Source organism: Mesorhizobium sp. M0408 (genome assembly GCF_040321495.1).
GTDB lineage: Bacteria > Pseudomonadota > Alphaproteobacteria > Rhizobiales > Rhizobiaceae > Mesorhizobium.
On the sequence record NZ_JAMYRO010000005.1, the window covers coordinates 18942 to 36477 of the forward strand.

Annotated in this window: 20 protein-coding genes; 8 read left to right on the forward strand and 12 right to left on the reverse strand. The window is 63.0% G+C overall.

The window, feature by feature from the left end; all coding sequences use genetic code 11:
- The first annotated feature begins 6 nt into the window (after window positions 1–6).
- A complete protein-coding gene (locus NKI67_RS07205; RefSeq protein ID WP_023679006.1) occupies window positions 7–1143 on the forward strand; it encodes an ABC transporter permease in 1137 nt (378 codons plus the stop codon).
- A gap of 36 nt (window positions 1144–1179) precedes the next feature.
- Here NKI67_RS07205 and NKI67_RS07210 read toward each other — a convergent pair whose 3' ends face one another.
- The 3 genes from NKI67_RS07210 to NKI67_RS07220 all read right to left on the reverse strand — a co-directional run bounded on the left by NKI67_RS07210 (window position 1180) and on the right by NKI67_RS07220 (window position 3426).
- The gene (locus NKI67_RS07210) at window positions 1180–1833 is read right to left on the reverse strand and encodes a glutathione S-transferase family protein (RefSeq protein ID WP_023679005.1); all 654 of its coding nucleotides are present in this window, start codon (window positions 1831–1833) and stop codon (window positions 1180–1182) included.
- A gap of 92 nt (window positions 1834–1925) precedes the next feature.
- Window positions 1926–2903: a threonine/serine dehydratase family protein gene (locus NKI67_RS07215; protein WP_023679004.1), complete on the reverse strand. Its 978-nt coding sequence runs from the start codon at window positions 2901–2903 to the stop codon at window positions 1926–1928.
- A gap of 205 nt (window positions 2904–3108) precedes the next feature.
- On the reverse strand, window positions 3109–3426 hold the full coding sequence (locus tag NKI67_RS07220) for a hypothetical protein (RefSeq protein ID WP_023679003.1): 318 nt from the start codon (window positions 3424–3426) through the stop codon (window positions 3109–3111).
- Between the two features lie 181 nt (window positions 3427–3607).
- Here NKI67_RS07220 and mbfA point away from each other — a divergent pair, with 181 nt between their 5' ends.
- Window positions 3608–4591, forward strand: a complete 984-nt coding sequence (gene mbfA, locus NKI67_RS07225; RefSeq protein WP_352451856.1) for an iron exporter MbfA — start codon at window positions 3608–3610, stop codon at window positions 4589–4591.
- 6 nt (window positions 4592–4597) lie between these two features.
- On the opposite strand, the gene NKI67_RS07230 is transcribed toward mbfA, so the two are convergent.
- The 3 genes from NKI67_RS07230 to NKI67_RS07240 all read right to left on the reverse strand — a co-directional run bounded on the left by NKI67_RS07230 (window position 4598) and on the right by NKI67_RS07240 (window position 5583).
- Complete coding sequence (locus NKI67_RS07230; protein WP_023679001.1) at window positions 4598–4942, reverse strand: antibiotic biosynthesis monooxygenase family protein; 345 nt, start codon at window positions 4940–4942, stop codon at window positions 4598–4600.
- Window positions 4939–5271: an NIPSNAP family protein gene (locus NKI67_RS07235; protein ID WP_023679000.1), complete on the reverse strand. Its 333-nt coding sequence runs from the start codon at window positions 5269–5271 to the stop codon at window positions 4939–4941. The genes NKI67_RS07230 and NKI67_RS07235 overlap by 4 nt, the downstream gene beginning before the upstream one ends.
- A gap of 96 nt (window positions 5272–5367) precedes the next feature.
- Complete coding sequence (locus NKI67_RS07240; protein WP_023678999.1) at window positions 5368–5583, reverse strand: DUF1127 domain-containing protein; 216 nt, start codon at window positions 5581–5583, stop codon at window positions 5368–5370.
- 69 nt (window positions 5584–5652) lie between these two features.
- Between NKI67_RS07240 and NKI67_RS07245 the strand changes: the two genes are divergently transcribed.
- Window positions 5653–6327: an ArsR/SmtB family transcription factor gene (locus NKI67_RS07245; RefSeq protein WP_023678998.1), complete on the forward strand. Its 675-nt coding sequence runs from the start codon at window positions 5653–5655 to the stop codon at window positions 6325–6327.
- A gap of 111 nt (window positions 6328–6438) precedes the next feature.
- Here NKI67_RS07245 and ligD read toward each other — a convergent pair whose 3' ends face one another.
- From ligD to NKI67_RS07260, 3 genes are all read right to left on the reverse strand, one after another.
- On the reverse strand, window positions 6439–8943 hold the full coding sequence (ligD, locus tag NKI67_RS07250) for a DNA ligase D (protein ID WP_023678997.1): 2505 nt from the start codon (window positions 8941–8943) through the stop codon (window positions 6439–6441).
- Window positions 8944–8952: 9 nt separating this feature from the next.
- Window positions 8953–9804: a non-homologous end joining protein Ku gene (gene ku / locus NKI67_RS07255; RefSeq protein WP_023678996.1), complete on the reverse strand. Its 852-nt coding sequence runs from the start codon at window positions 9802–9804 to the stop codon at window positions 8953–8955.
- Window positions 9805–9923: 119 nt separating this feature from the next.
- The gene (locus NKI67_RS07260; RefSeq protein WP_023678995.1) at window positions 9924–10430 is read right to left on the reverse strand and encodes a YciE/YciF ferroxidase family protein; all 507 of its coding nucleotides are present in this window, start codon (window positions 10428–10430) and stop codon (window positions 9924–9926) included.
- 407 nt (window positions 10431–10837) lie between these two features.
- On the opposite strand from NKI67_RS07260, the gene NKI67_RS07265 reads away from it, so the two are divergent.
- The 4 genes from NKI67_RS07265 to NKI67_RS07280 all read left to right on the forward strand — a co-directional run bounded on the left by NKI67_RS07265 (window position 10838) and on the right by NKI67_RS07280 (window position 13399).
- Window positions 10838–10984: a hypothetical protein gene (locus NKI67_RS07265; protein ID WP_023678994.1), complete on the forward strand. Its 147-nt coding sequence runs from the start codon at window positions 10838–10840 to the stop codon at window positions 10982–10984.
- A 257-nt stretch (window positions 10985–11241) separates the two neighbouring features.
- Complete coding sequence (locus NKI67_RS07270; RefSeq protein ID WP_245274773.1) at window positions 11242–11622, forward strand: thiol-disulfide oxidoreductase DCC family protein; 381 nt, start codon at window positions 11242–11244, stop codon at window positions 11620–11622.
- Between the two features lie 49 nt (window positions 11623–11671).
- Window positions 11672–12847, forward strand: coding sequence for a saccharopine dehydrogenase family protein (locus NKI67_RS07275; protein WP_084641498.1), 1176 nt, complete (start codon window positions 11672–11674; stop codon window positions 12845–12847).
- 27 nt (window positions 12848–12874) lie between these two features.
- Window positions 12875–13399 (forward strand): DUF4166 domain-containing protein, encoded by a 525-nt coding sequence (locus NKI67_RS07280; RefSeq protein WP_084641495.1) that lies wholly within the window; start codon window positions 12875–12877, stop codon window positions 13397–13399.
- On the opposite strand, the gene NKI67_RS07285 is transcribed toward NKI67_RS07280, so the two are convergent.
- The 3 genes from NKI67_RS07285 to NKI67_RS07295 all read right to left on the reverse strand — a co-directional run bounded on the left by NKI67_RS07285 (window position 13312) and on the right by NKI67_RS07295 (window position 16909).
- Complete coding sequence (locus NKI67_RS07285) at window positions 13312–13695, reverse strand: DUF1850 domain-containing protein (RefSeq protein ID WP_023678992.1); 384 nt, start codon at window positions 13693–13695, stop codon at window positions 13312–13314. The genes NKI67_RS07280 and NKI67_RS07285 overlap by 88 nt on opposite strands.
- Window positions 13692–15788, reverse strand: a complete 2097-nt coding sequence (locus NKI67_RS07290; RefSeq protein ID WP_023678991.1) for a TRAP transporter permease — start codon at window positions 15786–15788, stop codon at window positions 13692–13694. Before NKI67_RS07290 ends, NKI67_RS07285 begins: the two co-directional genes overlap by 4 nt.
- A gap of 161 nt (window positions 15789–15949) precedes the next feature.
- A complete protein-coding gene (locus NKI67_RS07295; protein ID WP_023678990.1) occupies window positions 15950–16909 on the reverse strand; it encodes a TAXI family TRAP transporter solute-binding subunit in 960 nt (319 codons plus the stop codon).
- A 257-nt stretch (window positions 16910–17166) separates the two neighbouring features.
- Here NKI67_RS07295 and NKI67_RS07300 point away from each other — a divergent pair, with 257 nt between their 5' ends.
- A complete protein-coding gene (locus NKI67_RS07300) occupies window positions 17167–17535 on the forward strand; it encodes a YciI family protein (RefSeq protein ID WP_023678989.1) in 369 nt (122 codons plus the stop codon).
- Window position 17536: the final 1 nt, after the last annotated feature.

Below are 17536 nucleotides of genomic sequence, written 5' to 3' on the forward strand. Positions count from 1 at the left end.
AATGGGATAAACAGCATCTTTTCGTTCGCCAGGCTAGGCGCGCTGCTGATCAAGGAGTTCATCCAGATGCGGCGCGACCGCATCACCTTCGCCATGATGCTCGGCGTGCCGTTGATGCAGCTGGTGCTGTTCGGCTATGCCATCAACAACGATCCGAAGAGCCTGCCGGCAGCGCTGGTGGCGATGAGCAGCGATCCTTACACACGAGCCATGGTTTCGGCGCTGCAGACCACCGGCTATTACCGCTTCGACCACGTCGCGCAAAGTGCCGCCGAAGCCGAATTCCTGATGGCGCGCGGCGACGTCGCCTTCGTCGTCACCATTCCCGCCGATTTTGCCCGGCGGGTCGAGCGCGGCGACAGCCCGCAGATTCTGATCGAGGCGGATGCGACCGATCCGGCCGTCGCCAGCGGCGCCATCTCGACGCTCGGCACCGTCGCCAACCAGGCGCTGCTCAGGGCACGCGGCATGCAGGAAACGGCGGCCGAGGCTGCCCGGGGCCAGCTCCAGGTGGTGGTGCACCGGCGCTACAATCCGGAAGCCGTCTCGCAATACAACATCGTGCCCGGCCTGCTCGGCGTCATCCTGCAGATGACGATGGTGATGATGACCTCGATCGCGCTGACGCGCGAGACCGAGCGCGGCACGATGGAGAACCTTCTGGCGATGCCGTCAAGCCCGCTCGAGATCATGCTGGGCAAGGTGCTGCCCTATCTGGCGGTCGGCGCCGTGCAGGTGCTGGTGGTGCTGGCAGCCTCGAAGCTTCTGTTTGCCATCCCCTTCACCGGATCGATGTCGCTGCTGTTGACGGCGGTCCTTATCTTCGTCTTGGCGCTGGTGCTGCTCGGCTACACGATCTCGACGATCGCCCGCACGCAAATGCAGGCCCTGCAGCTCACTTTCTTCTTCTTCTTGCCGTCGATCATGCTGTCCGGCTTCATGTTCCCCTATCGCGGCATGCCGGACTGGGCGCAGGTCTTTGGCGAGGTGCTGCCGCTGACGCACTTCCTGCGCATCATCCGCGCGGTGATGCTGAAGGGCGCCGAACTGCCGGCGGTGGCAACGGAAATCGGCTGGCTGGTGGTGTTCGTGGCGCTGTTCGCCGGTATTGCGCTGGTGCGGTTCCGCCGGACGCTGGATTAGGGTCGAACTCGATCCGCTTGTGCAAATGATCGAGATTCACACGGACTTGGCCTGGCCCGGGACCGGTGTCAATTCAGGCGCATTGAGCCCTTCGAAGGGATCGCGCCAGGCGTCGATTTCTTCGAGTTGAAGATACCAGCGACTGACAGAGGGATAGTCATCGAGCGGCAATCGGGCGAGATCGTTGAAGGGCAGAAACGTCGCCATTCGAAAGTCGGCATAGGAAACCGAAGCGCCGACCAGCCATTCTCGCTGGGAAAGCTCGGCATCAAGTATGGCAGCGGCCGTCCGGAAGTCGCTAAGGCCCTCCTCAACCCGCGCCTGATCTATCGGGCCGAGCCCATAGCGCTGTTTGGTCCCGCGTTCGAAATGCACGACATCGCAGGCTCTTGCGAAGTTCTCTTTCCCCCAACTCAGCCATCGGATCATCTCGGGCTCGTCGTCGCCAGCGCGCCAGAAATCCGAATGCATATCGTGCGAAAGCCGACAGGCTATGGCGTCGGCCTCCCAGAGGCTTTTTCCCGAACCTATAAGGATGGGCAATGAAAGATTTGGATTGAGCGGCCGAAATCGCTCGGCCTGGCCCGGAGCGAAGGGAGAGGCGAATTCAAACTCGACCTTGGCGTTGAGATACCGTGCCACCGCGACCGCGAGGCGAGGATTGGGATTGCGGCTGAAGAACAGTTTCATTGATCTCAGTCTTTGAAGGGTACCGGTTCGACCGGGTGCAACGGACGCTTGAGCACCTCGAATCGGCACATGAGCTGGAACTGGTTGCTATCCTAGCCGGCAGCAATGATCTCGGCATAGGTGCTGAGATCGACATTGCCGCCGGAGAGCACCACGGCAATGGATTTCCCGGCAAGGTCGATCTCGCCTGACGACAGCGCGGACAAGCCGACGCAACCGCCAGGTTCGACGACCAGCTTCAAGCAAGCCATCGCATCGCGCATCGCCTGTGCCACCGCCTTGTCGGAAACGGCGATGGCGCCGGCGAGATTCTTTCGGTTAATCTCGAAAGTGATGGCGCCCGGCTCGGCGACGAGAAGGGCATCGCAGATCGAGGTGTGGCCGGGCGCGTTCGACACCCTGGCGCCTTTGATCAGCGAGCGGCGTGTGTCGTCGAAATGCTCGGGTTCCACGGCCCAGACGGCGGTGCCCGGCGAGGCGTCCTTGACCGCGATCGAAATGCCGCTGCTCAAGCCGCCGCCGCCGCAGGGAACCACTACCGCATCGAGGCTGACGCCAAGCGCTCTTGCTTGGCGCATCAATTCGAGGCCGACCGTGCCCTGGCCGGCGATGATGGCCGGATCGTCGTAAGGCGGCACCAGGACCATGCCCTTTTCCACGTAAGAACGGACGACGGCAGTGCGATCGTCGCGGACCCGGTCGAAGGTGATCACTTCGGCGCCCATCTTCCTGACATTGCCGACCTTCATCGCCGGCGCGTCGGCAGGCATGGCGATTACGGCCTTGACGCCGAACATCGCCGCCGCGGCGGCAACGCCTTGCGCGTGATTACCCGACGAGAAGGCGACGACGCCGCGGGCGCGTTCTTCCGCCGAGAGCGAGGAGAGCTTGTTGTATGCACCGCGGAACTTGAACGAGCCGGTGCGCTGCAACGTCTCCGGCTTGAACAGGATCCTGGCGCCGAAGCGATTGTTCAACTCCGGCGATTCGATCAGCGGCGTTTCGACGATCCGTCCGGACAATCGCGCTGCTGCGCTGTGAATATCGGCGATGCCGGGAGGGGTGGTCATGGCTAGGTCCTACAAGAGATGAGACCGCCTATGCTGCACGGAAAGGGAGGCGGCGCACCAATGAAAAAATGTGACCGTTACAATTCGTCCTTGGAGGCAGGAGAGTGGGGCGTGACTGTCCCCACCGCCTCCTCGGCCCTCTGCCATGCGTTCGCCGCTTCAGTCGACAAATCGTTGTCGATTGACCGGCATAGCCTGCCGCTCCTCACCCCAACAGCGTCTTTTGCCGTTTGGGGCCGCCCATCTTGCGCCAGGTGTTGAAGCGGTGGGTGGCGGCGGCGAAGGAGATCTTCATCTGCTGGGCAACCGAATAGCGCGACTTGCCCTCGTCGAACAGGCGATAGCAGCACTCGACGCCCTCCTCGGTCAACTTGCCGTCGGGAGCCTTGTTGTGCGGATTGGCGGGATCAAATTTTTCGACCTGCTGCTCGACCAGGCCTTTCAGGCGCTGCAGATCCGCCTCAATATTAGCGATAAGGTCGAGAACCGGTTTGGGATCAAACAGCTGCTGTTTTTCCGGCATCTGCGGCGTTCCTTTCTCTTAGTTGAGATTCGGTTATATAAGTGAACGTTTGCCGATAGCAACGGCGATGTGTTCGGGATTTTGAAGCCTGTACCTTTTGAGCATGAGTGGAGCGCACACGATTGACCGGCGACGTGCGAGGTCATAGTTTAGAACTATTCTAAACTAGGGTGAATTTCTCATGCTTTCCCGCGTTTTCGGCTTCGGCCGCCGTCCCTTTGAATCGCTCTCGGAACAGGAGATCCTGGCGCTCGCCATCTCCTCCGAGGAGGATGACGGGCGCATCTATCGCGCCTATGCCGACGGGCTGGCGGAGAGCTTTCCGCAATCGGCCAAGGTGTTCGAGGAGATGGCGGAGGAGGAGGACGGCCATCGCGATTCGCTGATCGAGCTTTACCGCAAGCGTTTCGGCGAGCGCATACCGCTGATCCGGCGCGAACATGTGAAGGGCTATTACGAACGCAAGCCGGACTGGCTGGTGAGGCCGCTCGGCATCGATCATGTGCGCAGCCAAGCCGAGGCCATGGAGCGGCAGGCCTACCTGTTCTATATCGAGGCGGCCAAACGCACAGGCGATGCGTCGACGCGAAAGCTGCTCGACGACCTGGCGATCGCAGAACAGGGCCACGAGACACTGGCGCAGCGGCTGGAGCAAAAGCATGTGCCGGGCGCGGTCAAGGACGAAGAAACGGCAGCCGAGCAGCGCCAGTTCATCCTGACCTATGTCCAACCGGGGCTGGCCGGGCTGATGGATGGCTCGGTGTCGACGCTGGCGCCGATCTTTGCCGCCGCCTTTGCCACGCATGATACGTTCCAGACCTTTCTGGTCGGGCTTGCCGCCTCGATCGGCGCTGGCATCTCGATGGGTTTCACCGAGGTGGCTTCCGACGACGGCAAATTATCGGGCCGCGGCTCGCCGGCAAAACGCGGGCTGACCGTCGGCGTCATGACGACGCTGGGCGGGCTCGGCCATGCGCTGCCCTATCTAATCCCGCTTTTTTGGACGGCGACCATTGTCGCCGCCGTGGTGGTTTTCTTCGAGCTGTGGGCGATCGCCTTCGTGCAGAACCGCTACATGCAGACGCCATTCTGGCGCGCCGCCTTCCAGGTGGTGCTGGGTGGCGCGCTGGTGTTTGCGGCAGGGGTGCTGATCGGGAATGCCTAACAGTCCTTAACCATTTACCGCCTGGCTGTCCTGAGGCGCCTCGGCGCGTTCGGTCAGGCCGTAATCGCGCACGACATGGGCGATGCGCAAACGATAGTCCGCAAAGATACCGCCGCGCCCGGCCTTCTGCGCCTGCCGATGTTCCTGCGTGTTGCGCCAGGTCTTCACCGCGTCCTCGTCGCGCCAGAAGGACAGCGACAGGATGCGGTTCGGATCGGCAAGGCTCTGGAAGCGCTCGATCGACAGGAAACCGTCGATGCCGTCGAGCAGTGGGCGCAGGTCGGCGGCGATGCCGAGATAGGCATCGCGCTTGCCCGCCGCCGGCTCGACCTCGAAGATGACGGCGATCATGGCTTCACCAAAGGAGCATGCGGCCCGGAGGCCAGCTTGAGGAAGATGCGGTCCTCCTTCAGAATGAATTTTTCCCGTCGGGCGAACTCGTAGTTCGCCTTGCCGGCGGGATCGGCGGCGAGCCGGGCGCGGTAGGCTTCGTAGGCCGCAAGACTGTCGATGTTGTAGGCGGCATAAGCCGTGGTGGCCGAGCCTTCGTGCGGCGCGAAATAGCCGATCAGATCGGCGCCGCAGCGCGGGATCGCCTGCCCCCAATTGCGTGCATATTCCTCGAATGCCGCCTTGCCGAACGGATCGATCTCGTAGCGGATGAAGCAGGTGATGGTCATTTTCGCCTCCTTGGCGGTGGATGTTTTCTTGCGGTCACAGTTCGAGGCGGATCGAAACGTTCCGAAGATCGATATGCTAGGCAAATCCCTCGCTGATCATGCCTGCCAGAACGATTTCGCGCATTCGCGGCGGACGTCTTCAGGTGTCAGGCCAAGGTCACGCAGCAGATGATCGTCGATCTCGGCGAGGTCGAGACGCTGCAAATGACGGTCGTACCACCGCTTCAGGAGCCGCAGCCGCAAGCGGCGCAAGACAATGAACGGGAACGGCCGGCGAGCAGGCGCGGCGCTGAGAATGGTCCTTGCAGGCATCGTTGTCTCCTTGATTTGCATCGAGACTAATGCTTTATCTGACGAGGATGCTTCGATGAGGAACGAACTATGCGCGAAGGACCCGACATAGCCCGCATTGCCAGCCTGGTGGGCGATCCGGCGCGGGCAAACATGCTGTCCGCACTGATGGGCGGCACGGCACTGACGGCGAGCGAACTGGCACTCGAAGCCGGGGTGTCGCTTCCGACAGCGAGCTCGCATCTGTCGAAGCTGATGGAAGGCGGGCTGCTGACGCTGGCGAGCCAGGGGCGGCACCGCTATTACGGCCTCGCAGGCCCGCAGGTGGCGGGAATGATCGAAGCCATCACCGGCGTTGCCGCTGCGGTCGGACCGCAGAGGGTGCGACCCGGCCCTCGCGACGCGGCCATGCGCGTGGCGCGGGTCTGCTACGATCACCTCGCCGGCGAGCGGGCGGTGGCGATGCTGGACCGTCTTGTGGCTCGACAAGTGCTCCTGCGCGACGACAAGGTGATCCAGCTTGGGCCGTCCGCCGCCTCGCATTTCGCCGCGATCGGCATCGACATCCATACCAAAGCGCGGCGACCGGTGTGCCGCGCCTGCCTCGACTGGAGCGTGCGGCGTTCGCACCTCGCCGGCACGCTGGGCGCCGCCATTCTCGACAAGATCCTCGCCGAGAAATGGGCGCGGCGCGAGAAGGACAGCCGTGCCGTGATCTTTTCACCGGTAGGCAAGCAGGCCTTCGAGACGACGTTTCTCGCCTGACGGCTCGCTTCAATGCGCGTTCGGCGTTTCACGGGAACGCCGAACCACTCTATCTTTTTGTTTTGATGCAATTCCGGACGGAAAACCGTTTCACACTTTCCTGGAATTGCTCTAGCCGCGCTTGAGCGGCTTTGCCTGCTTGAAAAAATCCGCCCAGGGATCGGCTTGCCCGAGCCGCTTCAGCGTCGTCTTGTCGCCGATCGGAAAGGCGTTCGGCGGCAATCCGGCCTCGATCTCCGCCCAGGTCACCGGCATCGATACCGTGGCTCCCTTTTTGGCGCGCGACGAATAGGGCGCAACCGTGGTGGCGCCGCGGCCGTTGCGCAGATAATCGACGAAAATCTTGCCGGTGCGCGCCCTCTTCGACAGCGTCGCCGTGTAGCGGTCGGGCGCGGCCTGTTCGAGCGCTCGGGCGAACTCATGGGCGAAGCCTTTGACCTCGTCCCAATCCGCCGACGGCTTCAGCGGCACGACGACATGATAGCCCTTGCCGCCCGAGGTCTTGACGAAATTCGGCAGGGACAGTTCGTCGAGCCGGCCGCGGATATCGAGCGCCGCGGCACGCACCGCCTTCACGTCGACGCCCTCGTCCGGATCGAGATCGAAGATGATCTGGTCGGGTTTTTCCAGCTCGTTGGTGGTCGAGCCCCAGATGTGGATCTCGACGACGCCCAGTTGCACCAGCGCCGCGACGCCGTCGAAATCGCGGATGAACAGGATTTCCTCGCCGTCCGTCGGATCCTTCATCACGGCTATTTTTTCACTCATGCCCGCTGAGGCATGCTTCTGGAAAAAGCGTGGGCCGCCGACGCCGTCCGGCGCCCGCACCAAGCTGAGCGGCCGATTGACGATGAACTGCTTCATGCGCGGCCAGACCAGTGCATAATGATCGACCAGATCCTGCTTCGATACCTTCTCCTGCGGCCACAGAAGCTTGTCCGGGCGAGACAGCGTAACCGACGTTTTCGCCGTCCCGGCGGGTTTGGCGGGCTTTGCCTTGGGCTGCTCTGCCGGCGCTGAGTGTGCTTTCGGTTTCTCCTGCACGACTTCCTCCGCCGGCTTGTCCTCGCGCAGTCCCTGGAACGACGCGTGGCGTATTATACGGTCCGACGTCCAACTGCGAAACTCCACCTCGCCGACAAGTTCGGGCTTGACCCAGACCAGCCCCTTGCCCCTTGGCACCGCCCTGTCGAAGGGCGAGGACGTCGTCTTTAGCGCATCAAGCCTCTTCTTCAGCTCGTTGGTGCTTTTGGCCGTGAAGCCGGTGCCGACGCGGCCGGCATAGCGCAGCTTGCCGCCCTCGTGATAGCCGACCAGCAACGAGCGCAGGCCGCGCCCGGTCTTGTCCGACGGCATATAGCCGCCGATGACGAACTCCTGGCGCGCCGTGCATTTCGACTTCACCCACGAGGGAACACGACCGCTGCGGTAGGGCGCATCGGCGCGCTTGGAGACGACGCCTTCGAGCCCCAGCCGGCAAGCGTGCTCCAGCATGATCTTGCCGGGCTCGGCAAAGTGGTCGCTGAAGCGCACGGCCTGATCCTCGACCTGTCCGGCGAGCAAGGTGCGCAGCCTTTCCTTGCGCTCGACCAGCGGCTCGGAACGGATATCCTCACCGTTGAGACGCAACAGGTCGAAGACATAGTAGATGAAACGATCCGTACGGCCCGCCGACAGATCCTGCTGCAGCAGCGAGAATGACGAGACGCCGTTATCCGCCAGCACGACGATTTCGCCGTCGACGATAGCATCGGTGCATTTCAGGCCGCCAAGTGCCGCGACAATTGCGCCACCGAATTTGTCGGTCCAGTCGAGGCCGGCGCGTGTCAAAAGCCGCACCTCGGTGCCGGCAAGCTGCGCCTGCATGCGATAGCCGTCGAACTTCACCTCATGCAGCCAGTCCTTGCCGGGCGGCGCGTCCCGCTCCAGCGTTGCGAGCGCCGGTTCGATGAATTCCAGCCGCCTTGCCGCGACGGCCTTCGCTTTGCTGGCGGCCGGCCTGTCGGACTGCCAGACGCTTGGCTTCTTGCCGTCGGCGGTCTTGCCTTCGCCGACCTCCTCGATGGTCAGGCCGGATTTCACCGATTGCGGCGCCTCCTGCAAAATGTCCTCGCCCGGACGCGCGGCGGCATCGTCGGATTTGATCAGCAACCAGTTGTCACGCTTTTCGCCCGGACGCGGCTTCAGCCGCACCAGATGCCAGGCGCCATGCAATTTGTGGCCATGCAGTTCGAAACTGATATGGCCTTTCTTCATCGCCCTTGCCGGGTCGCCATCGGGGACCCAAGTTCCCTCATCCCAGACAATGACCGAGCCGCCGCCATATTGGTCCTTCGGGATAGTGCCTTCAAACGGCGCATAGTCGATCGGGTGGTCCTCGACATGCACGGCGAGCCGCTTTTCGTGCGGGTCGAGGCTCGGGCCTCGCGTCACCGCCCAGCTCCACAGCACGCCACCATGCTCGAGACGAAGGTCGTAGTGGAGCCTGGTGGCGGCATGCTTGTGGATGACGAAGATGCCACCCGGCACGGCTTTCTTGCCGCGCGAAACCTTGCCGGCTGGTTCGGCCGTCTTCTTGAAATTGCGCTTGGCGTGATACTGCTCGAGGCTGGCCATGGGCGGATCCTAAGCAGATTTGCGCCGGGCGGCTTTGGACTTGGCGCCTTTTGCCGGGCGTCCGGTCTTTGCCGGCGCACCGGCTTCCGACGAAAGGCTCTTCTTCAGCGCATCGAAGAGGTTGACGACGTTGGAGGGCCGTGGTTCCGCCTTGGTCTTCGGTGCCTTCTTGCCGGCCTTCTTGGCGCGGACCAGCTCGATCAGGGCGTTTTCGTATTTGTCCTCGAATTCGGAAGGATCGAACTTCGCCTGTTTGTCATCGACGATGTGTTCGGCCAGCCTGATCATCTCGACGTCGGTCTTCACCGGCTTGATGTCGCCGAACACCATCTCGGGCCTGCGAACCGTATCGCCATAGCGCAGGGTCGTCAGCAGCAGACCCTTGCCCAACGGCTCAATGACCACCGGACGTTCGCGGCGATAGAGCACAATGCGGGCTAGCCCCGCCGTCTTCTTGGCGGCCATGGCGTCGCGGATGACGGCGAAGGCCTCTTCCGAGACCTCGTCCGCAGGCGTCACATAATAGGGCGCATCGAGATAGATCTGCTGGATCGAGGATTTTTCGATGAAACCATCGAGGCTCATCGTATGCGAGGATTCGATCTGCACGGCTTCGATCTCCTCCTCCTCGATTTGGACGAAGTCGCCGTCGCCGATCTCGTAGCCCTTGATCTCGTCGCCTTCATCGAGCGGCTTGCCGCTTGCCGAATCGACATAGACGCGCTTGACGGTATTGCCGGTCTTGCGGTTGAGCACGCGGAACGAGACTTTCTCGGCCTGGGTGACGACATTGGTCAGTTCGACGGCGCAAGTGACCAGCGAAAGCTTGAGATACCCTCTCCAGGCCGGGCGCGGCGCCATGACAAACTCCCTGCGCGACAATGTTCAACCGAGAACGGGCAAAGTCCGTTCCGGTTCCGGCGGCGCAAAAGGCAAGTCCGGGCTTTCAACCCAGCCTTGCCTTGTTCTCGCTCACTGCCCTACTCGGCGGCTTGCAGGTTGACCTTGCCTTCCGCTATTTCGGTAAGCTTGCGGTCGGTTGCCTGCTCCTCCTTGAGGTTGTTGGCCAACACATTGGCGCAGTCGCTGCGGCCCAGTTGCTTGGCCCAAGCAATCAGGGTGCCGTAACGGGTCATCTCATAATGCTCGACCGCCTGGGCGGAGGCGATCAGCGCAGCGTCGAGAACCTCCTTGTCGGCGATGTCGCCGCTGACGTCGTCGGCTTCTTCGAGAATGCCATCGATGGCCGGGCAGTCGACCTGCTTGGCCTTCACGCCGTGCAGTTCGAACACCTGCTCGACACGCTGGATATGACCCTTGGTCTGAGCGAGATGTTTCTCAAAGCCGGCTTTCAGCTGCGCATCACTCGCCTTGTCGATCATCTTCGGCAGCGATTTCTCGATCTGTTTTTCAGCGTAATAGATGTCACGCAGCGTGTGCACGAAGAGGTCGTCGAGGGTTTTGATATCCTTCGAAAAGAAACCCATGGCCTTTGCCTTTCCATTGCTCTTGCAGTTTCGGATTTTTTGGCTGCGGCCCACCCGAGCACCGCAGCCTGCGGAGCCGGTTCGTCCCGGCACTGGGAAATCAACGTGCGGCTGACGGGCCGGTTCCTGGTTTTCCGGCCGCGTGCACGGAAATTTCGCGGTCCGGCAAAACCTGAAACAAAACCGCGCCTCTGCGACATTCAGGCGAAACATATGTGATGCAAAAGTCACACTGGACGAAATGCCGACGGACTGCATGGAAACACCGCGAATCAGCCGCATTCCAGCCATGAACAAAGGCATTTTCGACCAGAGATTAACATCGCGTTCACCGACTATTCACGCCTGGACGCTATGATCCCCGCAATTCGGAAGGGACATCCGAAACGGGACAGGGACCGAGTAAAATGAGCTTCTGGAATCAAATCGCCGGCTATGCCGCCGCCATCCGCGAATTCGTCGCGCCGACCTATCGGCCTGAGCGCTACTATATGCGCGGCCCAGGCCCCGCCTGCGCGCGCCGTGGCAACACGCTTGGGATCAGCGTGCGGTGATGATGAGCATGGAGAGCCGTCACGACAGCCGTATCTGCCGGCCCGACGCCGACAATCGGTCAACGACCTATCGCGCCGAGCGCCCTGCGCTGACCGACAGACGGCGTGCGACAACGCCAAGCCTCTAGCATTCCGGGCTTTGATCCAGCCGCCGGCAGGCCTAGTGTCGCCTGACACCAGCTGCCGGGCGTCACGTGATCGTCAAGCCGAACCATTCTCCTGAGCCGCCAGAATTCGAATCAAGTCGCCCGTTGATCGTGTTCGACGGTATTTGCGTGTTGTGCTCGGGCTTTGTGCGCATGGTGGTGAAGCTCGACCGCAAGGGCCGCTTCCATTTCGTAACGGCGCAGTCGCCCTTCGGCGAGATGCTGTTCAAGAAATACGGGCTGCGGACGGATCGCTACGAGACCAATCTCGTCATCGTCGATGGCGCGGCTTTCACCCGCCTGGACAGTTTCGTTGCCGTCATGGCCGAACTCGGCTGGCCGTGGCGGGCGGCGCGGATCCTGCTGCTGTTGCCGCGCCCGCTTCGCGACTGGCTCTACGACCGCATCGCAAAGAACCGCTACGCCCTGTTCGGCAAGAAGGACAATTGCGAAATCCCTTCCGCCGAGGTGAGGGCAAGATTGATCGGCTAGGTTCGTTGCCTTGGCCGGGAGCGGGAGGGGCATTTTGGGGGAACTGCGGATGAAGGTTCTTGTCGTCGGCGGCTATGGCACCTTTGGCGGTCGCACCGTCGAGCTTTTGGAGGGCGAGCCGCATCTGATCCTCTTTGTCGCCGGGCGCTCGCTCGCCAAGGCTGACGCGTATTGCAAGAAGAGCGCCCCGACAGCAGCCCAGCTGGTGCCGGCACTGTTCGACCGTGACGGCGATCTCGCCGCGCAACTCGCTGCATTTGAGCCTGATATTGTAGTCGACGCGAGCGGTCCGTTCCAGGCCTATGGCGAGGGACGCTATCGCCTGATCGAGGCCTGCATCGCCCGGCGCATCAACTATCTCGATCTAGCCGACGGCTCGGATTTCGTCGCCGGTGTCTCTGCGTTCGACGAGGCGGCGCGAAACGCCGGCGTCTTCGTGCTGTCCGGCGTCTCGAGCTTTCCGGTGCTGACGGCGGCGGTGGTGCGTCGCCTGTCTTCGGACCTGACGCGGGTCGACGGCATTCGCGGCGGCATCGCGCCTTCGCCCTTTGCCGGCGTCGGCGGGAACGTCATCCGGGCTATCGCCGGTTATGCCGGTCGGCCGGTGCGGCTTGTTCGCAATGGCCGTCCCGAACAAGGCCGTCCGTTTACCGAGCAGCTGCGCTACACTATCGCGCCGCCGGGCCGGCTGCCGCTTCGAAACGCGCTGTTTTCTCTGGTCGACGTTCCGGACCTGCGCGCCTTGGCCGCGCTTTGGCCGGAGGCGAGGACCATCTGGATGGGAGCCGGGCCGGTACCCGAGGTGCTGCACCGCGCCCTGATCGGCCTCGCCTGGCTGGTGCGCGCCGGATTGATCGGTTCGCTTTCGCCACTGGCGCCGCTGATGCATCAGGCAACGAACCGGCTGCGCTGGGGCGAGCATCGCGGCGGCATGTTCGTCGAGGTGGAGGGATCGGATCGGGCGGGCGCCATCGTCAAGCGCTCGTGGTATCTCTTGGCCGAGGGCAATGACGGGCCGCTGATCCCGTCGATGGCGGTCGAAGCACTGGCCCGCAAAGCGCTGGCCGGACATCAGCCCGCGCCGGGCGCACGGGCGGGGGTGCGCGATTTGGAGCTCCGGGATTATGAAGCCCTGTTCGCCGGGCGGACAATCTACACCGGCTTCAGGAACGGGGCGGCGGACGAGGACAAGCCGCTTTATGCCGAGCTGCTCGGTGCCGCCTGACAAGGCCTTCCCGAGGCAATTCGGTCAATGCATGACCGTACGATCACGGCCGCAGGCCGCGCGCGCGTCGAACGCGGGCGCAATGTTCTTGGCCGGCTAATGGCCTGGACGGTCGTCTTCCCCGGGGCAAGCGAGGACATCCCGGTTCATGTCCGCTTCGACACCGACAAGGACGGCGAGACCTGGACCCGGACATTCGGCAAGCACAGTTTTTCGAGCCTACAGTCCGCAGGCCGGGGTCGATCGCAGCGCTTGCTGTGCGAACGCTTCGGCCCGCTGACCTTCGCGATGGCGCTGGTTGCCGAAGACGGCCGGCTGGCGCTGGTCTTGCGCCGCTGGAGTTTTTTTGGCCTGCCGCTTCCGATGTGGCTCGGTCCACGCTCGACTTCCTACGAAACGGTGAAGGATGGCCGCTTCCGCTTCCATGTCGAGATCTCGCATCCGCTTGCCGGCATGATCGCCCGCTATCGCGGCTGGCTGGAGCCTTCCAGCCCGCACGGCTCCAGCGAGACCGCCTCGCCTGCCAGCTTGCCCAGCTCACGGCAGTCCTGAGCCGTGCACAGCGTCCAGCCTCCGCCGGTCGCACCGGACGCCGCGAGCACCAGGCGCAGCTGTGGCCCGATTTTGGGCGCATAGACCCACCAGCCGTCGCGCAGCGCCGAGCCTTGCGGCGGCTCCATCCCGGCGCCCGATCCCTTGATGCGGGCCTCGACCAGCTGCAGGCCGGACGGCAGCACCTTCCAGTCTTCCTGCCACTGGGTCTTCTCCACCGAATGCACCCAGGAGAGCGTGAAGGCAGCGACCGCGAGCGTCACCGTCTTGCCGGCCGCGACGATGCAGAGGCTCATGCTGAATTAGCCAGCGAAGCCTGCCGCGCGCGCCAGCAGTGCCAGCCGATCCAGGCAAGGGACAGCGCCCAGCCCGCCTCGTCGGTGAGCGGCAGCGCCGCAACCAGCAGCACGCCGGCGGCGAAGGCGACGAGGCGTTCCCACCACGCCATGCGCCGGGCGAGAAATCCGACGGCCGCGACGCCCCACAGGACGATACCCATGCAGGCTTTGATGACGATATAGGCGACCTCGACGGGATAGCCGAACTGGGCGGCGATCGGGCCGGGGTCCTGCAGCATCAGCGCCGGGGTATAGACCGCCATGAACGGCACAACGAAGCCGGCAATGGCAAGCTTGGTGGCCTGGATGCCGATCTTGAGGCCGCTTTCCTTGGCCATGGGCGCGGCGGCGAAGGCGGCCAGCGCCACAGGCGGGGTGAGATCGGCCATGATGCCGAAATAGAAGACGAACATATGGCTGACCACCAACGGCACGCCGAGCGACAGCAGCGCTGGCCCGGCCAGCGACGAAGTGATGATGTAGTTGGGAATTGTCGGTATGCCCATGCCGAGCACCAAGCAGGTGAGCATGGTCAAAAGCAGCGACAGGAACAGATTGTTCTCGCCGATCGAGATGATCCAGCCGATGAAGGTCGAGGCGATGCCGGTAAGCGTCAACGTGCCGATGACGATGCCGACAATGGCGCAGGCAATGCCGACCGGCAGCGCGTTCTTCGCTCCTTCGGCAAGGGAATCCACGCATATGCGCAGCGTCTCGCGCCCGCCCTTGAAGGTGAGGCAGGCGGCGACCAGCACGGCGATGACCAGGCTGAGGATGTTGACGCCGAATTTCATGAAGGAAGCCGCGGCAAGCCCGAGCGCCAGCCAGAAGACGATGCGGAAGGCGAGCGGCCCGATCGATGCTGCCAGCGGCGTGCCGAGGATAAGCACAATGGTCAACGCCAGGCCCATGGTGCCGGCGAAGACCGGCGTATAGCCGGCAAACAGCAGGTAGATCAGCGCTGCCAGCGGCAGCACCAGCGGCCAGTGTTGTTTCACCGCATCCCACGGATTGGGCAGGTCGGCCTTGGCCATGCCGTGCAGGCCGGCCTTGCCAGCTTCCAGGTGCACCTGCCAGAAACAGGCGCCGAAATAGAGCAGCGCCGGAATGATCGCCGCCTTGACCACCGCGGCATAGGGGATGTTCAGGGTCTCGGCCATGATAAAGGCAACCGCTCCCATCACCGGCGGCATGATCTGGCCGCCCATCGACGAGGTCGCCTCGACGGCGCCAGCGAAAGCCGAGCGGAAACCGAAGCGTTTCATCAGCGGGATGGTGAACTGGCCGCTGGCCACCACATTGGCGACGCCGGAGCCGGAAATGGTGCCCATCAGCGCCGAGGACAGCACGCAGACTTGCGCCGGGCCGCCGCGCCATGAGCCGACCAGGCCAAGCGCAAAATCGTTGAACAGCGCGATCATGCCGGCGCGCTCAAGAAAGGCGGCGAAAACGACGAAGATGAAGATGTAGGCGGCCGAGACATAGATCGGCGTGCCGTAGATGCCTTCGGTGCCATAGGCGAAGGTGTCGACGAGCTGGGCGAAATCATAACCGCGATGGATGAACGGCGGCGGCAGATGATTGCCGGCAAATGCGTAGGCGAGAAAGATGAAGGCAATGACGGCGAGCGGCAGCCCCATTAACCGCCGCGCCGCCTCGAAGACCAGCACGACCAGCACCGCGCCGACGATCAGGTCAGGCGTGGTGAGAAAGCCGGAGCGGCGGATGAGGTCGGCATAGAACACCCAATTGTACAGACCGGTGGCGAAACCAAGCAGGCCGAGCGTCCAGAACACTGCTTTCGCCGGGACGCTTTTGGCGCGCAGATTGGCGATTAGGGCAAAGCCGAGCAGCAGCAGGAAGCCGACATGCATGGCGCGTATGACCTGGCTCGGCAGGCTGCCATAGGCGGCGATGTAGATTTGGAAGATGGAGAAGGCGATGGCGATAAAAAAAGCCGCCTTGCCGGCGATGCCTTCGCCGAAGCCAGGCGGCAATCCTTCGACAGGAGCTTCCGCTGTGGGGGAAAGAACGGTCGGGGTTACGGTCATTAGCGGGGTTCCTGGCGGGGCGGTCCCCTCCTCGAGGGGAGGGTGCCGAGCGAAGCGAGGCGGGTGGGGTCGGTGCGGCAGTGCGCGGCCTCAACCGACCCTACCCGTCCATTCGCCTTCGGCAGCCGTTCACCTTCTCCTAAAAGGGGAGGGATGGCTCCTTACTTCACCAATCCCTTTTCCTTGTAATACCTCTCGGCGCCCGGATGCAGCGGCACCGGCATGCCGTCGAGTGCCTTGGCCGGGTCGATCGCCTTGGCGGCTGCGTGGGCAGCGGTGAGCTGGTCGAGATGCTCGAACAGCAGTTTCGTCATCTGGTAGGCGGTCTCGTCGGAGACATCGGCGCTGGTGATCAGGAAATTGCCGACGGCGGCGGTCGCAACATCCTCGGTCTGGCCCTCGTAGGTGCCCTTGGGGATGACCACGGAAAGATAGGGCGAGCCGATCTTGGCGACGTCCTCCGCCGGCACGGCAACGATGTTGACCGGCACCGAGGTGGCGAGGTCACGGATCGACGCGACCCCAAGGCCAGCCGATTGCAGCGTGGCGTCAAGTTGGCGGTTCTTGATCAGCTCCACCGATTCGGCGAAGGGCAGATATTCGATCCGCCCGAGGTCTTCGTATTTCAGCCCGGCTGCAGCGAATATCGTGCGGGCGTTGAGCTCGGTGCCCGAGGCCGGCGCGCCGACCGACAGGCTCTTGCCCTTGAGGTCGGCAAGCGTCTTGATGCCGGATTCCTTGCTGGCGACGATCTGGATGTAGTTGGGATAGATGGCGGCAATGCCGCGCAGCTTGTCGAGCTTGCCTGGGAAGCCGGCTTCGGTATTGCCTTCAGCGGCCAGCTTTACGGAATCGCCCAGCGCGAAAGCAATCTCGCCCTTGCCCTGTTGCAAGAGATTGAGATTTTCGACCGACGCCTTCGTCGCCTGTACCTGGGTGCGCGCGCCTTCGATGCCCTTGCCATAGATTTCCGACAGCGCGACGCCGAGCGGATAGTAGACGCCCGACGTGCCGCCGGTCAGCACGTTGATGAATTCCTGCGCCTTGACCGATACCGCGCCAAGGCCAAGCGACAGCGCCAGCACACCGGCCGCAATAAATTTCGTCCTGAAATTGAGCATGCGATTTCCTCCCTGAAAATTCGCCGCCGTGCCGTCCTCTGCGGCGCGAAGCGAGGCAAGTTTAGACGGCGGGCGGGAAATGCCAACCCGCAATAGCAGTGATTAGACGAACGGCTAAGCAATGCCGCAACACATCGGCGCTTGCGCGATGTCGCATCGCGGCCGAAGATTTTTCCAGCGCTTGTCGAAATCGGGCAGGGCTGCGCGACATACGTCCGGCTCGCAACGATGCGGCCTTCAAACCACGGGAGAAGACCATGCGATATATGCTTTTGATCTACGGAAACGAGGCCGGGATGGCTGCCGCGCCGGCAGACGCGGTGACACAGATGTCGAGCGCCTATGTCGCCTACACCGAAGCGCTGAAGAAATCGGGCGCCTGGCTTGGCGGTGACCGGTTGAAGCCGACGCAATCCGCTACTTCGGTACGGATGGCCAATGGCAAGACCAACGTGCTCGACGGCCCCTATGCCGACACCAAGGAGCAGCTTGCCGGCTTCTATATGATCGAAGCGGAGGACGTCGACGCCGCCATTGCCTGGGCGGCGCGCTGCCCGGGCGCCAGCACCGGCACGGTCGAGGTGCGACCGATCTGGGAAATGACGGAGTACTTATCTGAGAAATGAC

Bases quoted from the DNA above. Each gene is read 5' to 3' on its own strand.
- NKI67_RS07235 (WP_023679000.1), bottom strand. From the start codon at position 5,271: ATGACCATCACCTGCTTCATCCGCTACGAGATCGATCCGTTCGGCAAG.
- NKI67_RS07275 (WP_084641498.1), top strand. From the start codon at position 11,672: ATGAAGGTTCTTGTCGTCGGCGGCTATGGCACCTTTGGCGGTCGCACC.
- ligD (WP_023678997.1), bottom strand. From the start codon at position 8,943: ATGGCCAGCCTCGAGCAGTATCACGCCAAGCGCAATTTCAAGAAGACG.
- mbfA (WP_352451856.1), top strand. From the start codon at position 3,608: ATGCTTTCCCGCGTTTTCGGCTTCGGCCGCCGTCCCTTTGAATCGCTC.
- NKI67_RS07265 (WP_023678994.1), top strand. From the start codon at position 10,838: ATGAGCTTCTGGAATCAAATCGCCGGCTATGCCGCCGCCATCCGCGAA.
- NKI67_RS07260 (WP_023678995.1), bottom strand. From the start codon at position 10,430: ATGGGTTTCTTTTCGAAGGATATCAAAACCCTCGACGACCTCTTCGTG.
- NKI67_RS07290 (WP_023678991.1), bottom strand. From the start codon at position 15,788: ATGACCGTAACCCCGACCGTTCTTTCCCCCACAGCGGAAGCTCCTGTC.
- NKI67_RS07285 (WP_023678992.1), bottom strand. From the start codon at position 13,695: ATGAGCCTCTGCATCGTCGCGGCCGGCAAGACGGTGACGCTCGCGGTC.
- NKI67_RS07300 (WP_023678989.1), top strand. From the start codon at position 17,167: ATGCGATATATGCTTTTGATCTACGGAAACGAGGCCGGGATGGCTGCC.
- NKI67_RS07245 (WP_023678998.1), top strand. From the start codon at position 5,653: ATGCGCGAAGGACCCGACATAGCCCGCATTGCCAGCCTGGTGGGCGAT.
- NKI67_RS07230 (WP_023679001.1), bottom strand. From the start codon at position 4,942: ATGATCGCCGTCATCTTCGAGGTCGAGCCGGCGGCGGGCAAGCGCGAT.
- NKI67_RS07295 (WP_023678990.1), bottom strand. From the start codon at position 16,909: ATGCTCAATTTCAGGACGAAATTTATTGCGGCCGGTGTGCTGGCGCTG.
- NKI67_RS07280 (WP_084641495.1), top strand. From the start codon at position 12,875: ATGCATGACCGTACGATCACGGCCGCAGGCCGCGCGCGCGTCGAACGC.
- NKI67_RS07240 (WP_023678999.1), bottom strand. From the start codon at position 5,583: ATGCCTGCAAGGACCATTCTCAGCGCCGCGCCTGCTCGCCGGCCGTTC.
- ku (WP_023678996.1), bottom strand. From the start codon at position 9,804: ATGGCGCCGCGCCCGGCCTGGAGAGGGTATCTCAAGCTTTCGCTGGTC.
- NKI67_RS07220 (WP_023679003.1), bottom strand. From the start codon at position 3,426: ATGCCGGAAAAACAGCAGCTGTTTGATCCCAAACCGGTTCTCGACCTT.
- NKI67_RS07215 (WP_023679004.1), bottom strand. From the start codon at position 2,903: ATGACCACCCCTCCCGGCATCGCCGATATTCACAGCGCAGCAGCGCGA.
- NKI67_RS07210 (WP_023679005.1), bottom strand. From the start codon at position 1,833: ATGAAACTGTTCTTCAGCCGCAATCCCAATCCTCGCCTCGCGGTCGCG.